1 protein-coding gene is annotated in these 4,200 nt (G+C 71.0%); it reads left to right on the forward strand.

Annotated elements, in window-relative coordinates:
• Positions 1 to 4,200 (forward strand): SDR family NAD(P)-dependent oxidoreductase (locus tag KN815_RS47215; RefSeq protein WP_216347927.1); only part of this gene is annotated, 4,200 nt, incomplete at both ends.

Raw genomic sequence — 4,200 nt, forward strand, 5'->3', positions numbered from 1 at the left:
CGCCATCACCCACACCGCACCCCACACCAGCACCTACCTCGAACTCGGCCCCGACCCCATCCTCACCACCGCAACCCACCACACCCTCCACCACCACACCACGACCACCGACACCGAGCAGAACAACACCAACCGCCCAACACCCCTCACCACCTCCACCCTCACCCGCAAGCAACCCGACACCCAAGCCCTCACCCACACCCTCGCCCAACTCCACACCGCCGGTATCGGAGTCGACTGGACCAGTTGGTTCCCCGCTACCCCCACCCCCCGCACCACCGACCTCCCCACCTACGCCTTCCAACACCAGCACTACTGGCTGTCGTCGGCCTCCTCCTCGGACCCGGCGCCCACCGAGGCGGCTCTGGTCGACAGGGAGTTCTGGGAGGCGGTGGAGCGCGAGGATCTGGAAGCCCTGGCGGCGACCATTGATTCACCGGCGGATCAGCAGCCCATGCTGGGCGCTGTTCTCCCGACGCTGTCCGCCTGGCGGCGGCGTCACCGGGAGCAGTCGGTCATCAACTCCTGGCGGTATCGGACCACCTGGAAGCGCCTTGCCGCTCCCGCCGCGCCTCCGAGCCTCTCCGGCACCTGGCTGCTGATCGTCCCCGCCGGTCAGTCCGACCATCCTGCCGTGGCAACCGCCGAACAGGCCCTCACCGCCCACGGCGCCATCCCGCTCCGCCATGTGCTCGACATCCACACCGTCGATCGTGACGCCTTGGCGGACCACCTCACCCGTCTGACCGCGGAGGGCGAACCCACCGGAATGCTGAGCCTGCTCGCCCTCGACGAGGAGCCGCACCCCGCATTCGCCGCCGTACCCTGCGGGCTGGCCGCGACCACCGTGCTCGTCCAGGCCCTCGGCGGCGCCGAGATCCCGGCGCCGCTGTGGTGCCTCACCCAGGGCGCCGTCGCCACCGGTCCCGGTGATCCGCTCCCGAACCCGCGGCAGGCGCAGACATGGGGGCTGGGCCGCGCCGCGGCCCTGGAACACCCTCGGCGCTGGGGTGGCCTGATCGATCTCCCGGCCGTCATCGACCATCACACCTCCGACCGTCTGGCCGCCCTGCTCACCTCCGGTCGGCCGGAGGACCAGGTGGCCATCCGCGCCACCGGCAGCTACGCCCGGCGCCTCCGTAAGGCCGGTGCTCCCGCCACTGCTCCCAGGACCTGGCAGCCCACGGGTACCACGCTCATCACCGGCGGTACCGGCGGTCTCGGCGCCCATGTCGCCCGCTGGCTCGCCCACCACGGCGCACCCCATCTCCACCTCATCAGCCGCTCCGGACCCGACGCCCCCGGCGCCACCCAACTCGCCCAAGAACTCACCACCCTGGGCACCACCACCACCATCACCGCCTGCGACGCCACCGACCGCACCGCACTCCAGCACCTCCTCGACACCATCCCCACCGAACACCCCCTCACCGCCGTCATCCACGCCGCCGGAACGTCGGACACCGAGCTCATCGCCGATCTGGGGCCGGAGCGACTACAGCATGTGCTCGGGCCCAAGGCCCTGGCCGCCGCTCATCTGCATGAGCTGACGCAGGGGCTCGACCTCAGCGCCTTTGTGCTCTTCTCGTCCGGCGCGGCCGCGTGGGGCGGCAGTCGGCAAGGCGCCTACGCCGCCGCGAACACCTATCTCGACGCCCTCGCCGAACACCGCCGCGCCCGGGGACTCCCCGCCACCAGCCTCGCCTGGGGCCCCTGGGGCGACGCGGGTATGGCCGCCGACGCGACGGCGCTCGCGTTCTACGGTCGACGTGGACTGGCTCCGCTGAGCCCCGAACTGGCCGTGGCATCGCTCCAACACGCCCTGGACCACCGTGACACCACGATCACCGTCGCCGACATCGACTGGGAGAAGTTCCCGGCGGCCTTCACCGCCCAGCGGCCCAGCCCGCTGCTCGACGAGCTGAACACGGCCGCCGAGAACCCGACCGAGCGAACCACCAGCGCGTCCACGAACCCGTCCGCCGGCACCTCGCTCCAGCAGCGGCTCTCCACCGGCACCCCCGAGCAGCAGCACCAGCTCCTGCTCGAACGGATCCAGTCCCTCGCGGCCTCGATCCTGGGCCATGCCGGGCCGGACGCCATTCCGCCCGCCCAGCCGTTCCAGGAGCTCGGATTCGACTCCCTGACCGCCGTGGAACTGCGCAACCAGCTCGCCACCGCCACCGGAATCGACCTCGCGCCCGCGCTCGTCTTCGACCACCCCACGCCCAACGCCCTCGCGACGTATCTGCGCGCCGAACTCACGGGCCAGCAGATCGTAGTCGCCGCTCACAACCCCACCACGGCCGCCCAGGACGAGCCGATCGCGATCGTCGGCATGGCCTGCCGCTACCCCGGCGACGCACACTCCCCGAAGGATCTGTGGGACCTGGTCGTCGCCCATCGGGATGCCATCGCGGAGATGCCCACCGACCGCAACTGGGATCTGAACGCGCTCTACGACCCCGACCCCGACCGTGCGGGGACGAGCTATGTCCGGGAGGGCGGTTTCCTCTATCGGGCGGCCGAGTTCGACCCCGGGTTCTTCGGCATCAGCCCGCGCGAGGCGGTCGCCATGGACCCCCAGCAGCGTCTGCTCCTGGAAACCGCCTGGGAGACCTTCGAGAACGCGGGCCTGGACCGGGACACACTCGCGGGCAGCAACACGGGAGTGTTCGCGGGGGTGACGTCCCAGGACTATCTGTCCCTCACCGGCGATACCGCGAGCGACGTCGAAGGCTATGTGGCCACGGGCAATATCGGCAGCGTGGTGTCCGGCCGGGTGGCGTACTCGTTCGGCCTCGAAGGCCCGGCGGTGACGGTGGATACGGCATGCTCGTCCTCGCTGGTGGCGATGCATCTGGCGACCCAAGCCCTGCGACAGGGCGAATGCACGATGGCGCTGGCGGGCGGCGTGACGGTGATGGCCACCCCGGGCGCGTTCATCGAGTTCTCCCGCCAGCGCGGTCTGGCGCCCGACGCACGCTGCAAGCCGTTCGCGGCAGCGGCGGACGGCATGGTGTGGGGCGAGGGCGCCGGTCTCGTACTGCTGGAACGGCTCTCGGACGCGCGCCGCAACGGCCACCGGGTGCTGGCCGTCATCCGGGGCTCGGCCGTCAACCAGGACGGCACCAGCAACGGCCTCACCGCGCCGAACGGGCCCTCGCAGCAACGGGTGATCCGACAGGCGCTCGCCAACGCCCGGCTGTCAGCGTCCGAGGTGGACGCGGTCGAGGCGCACGGTACGGGCACGACGTTGGGTGACCCGATCGAGGCGCAGGCGCTGCTGGCCACGTACGGGCAGGAGCGGGACGAGGGACGTCCGCTGTGGCTCGGCTCCATCAAGTCCAACATCGGCCACACCCAGGCCGCCGCCGGAGTGGCCGGGGTCATCAAGATGGTGATGGCGATGCGGCATGAGCTGCTGCCCGCCTCACTGCACATCGACGAACCGACACCCCATGTCGACTGGAACGCGGGCGATCTGCGGCTGCTCACCGAACCCGTCCCATGGCCCCATGGCGAACGGCCCCGCCGGGCCGGGGTCTCCTCCTTCGGCATCTCCGGTACGAACGCCCATCTCATCCTTGAGCAGGCCCCCGGGCCGATCGAGCCCGCCCCCGTATCGAACGCCACCGGTGTGATGCCGTGGGTGGTCTCAGCACAGAGCGACGCGGCGCTGCGGGGCCAGGCGCGAGCCTTGACCGGGCACATCGTCGGCGACCCCGAGGTGGCACCGGCCGAGGTGGGCTGGTCGCTGCTGCGGACCAGGACGCTCTTCGACCACCGGGCCGTGGTCATCGGCCAGGACTGTGCGGAGCTGGTGGCGGGACTGGAGTCACTGGCCGCCGGGGAACCACATCCGAGTCTTGTGCACCCCGGACGGGCCGCCGAGGCCGTCGGGCAGACCGTGTTCCTGTTCAGCGGGCAGGGCAGCCAGCGCCCCGGCATGGGCGCCGAACTCTACGACCGCTTCCCCATCTTCGCCGAAGCCTTCGACGAGGTCTGCGGCCTCCTCGACCCCCACCTGGAACACCCTCTGCGGGAGCTGGTCTTCAGCCAAGACCCCGAAGACGCGGCACTGCTGGACCACACCACCTGCGCCCAAGCCGGACTGTTCGCCCTGCACATCGCCCTGGCGCGGCTGCTCGACTCGGTCGGCGTACGCCCCGACGCCGTCATCGGACACTCCATCGGCGA

It is taken from the genome of Streptomyces niphimycinicus (assembly GCF_018883605.1).
Classification (GTDB): Bacteria; Actinomycetota; Actinomycetes; order Streptomycetales; family Streptomycetaceae; genus Streptomyces; species Streptomyces niphimycinicus.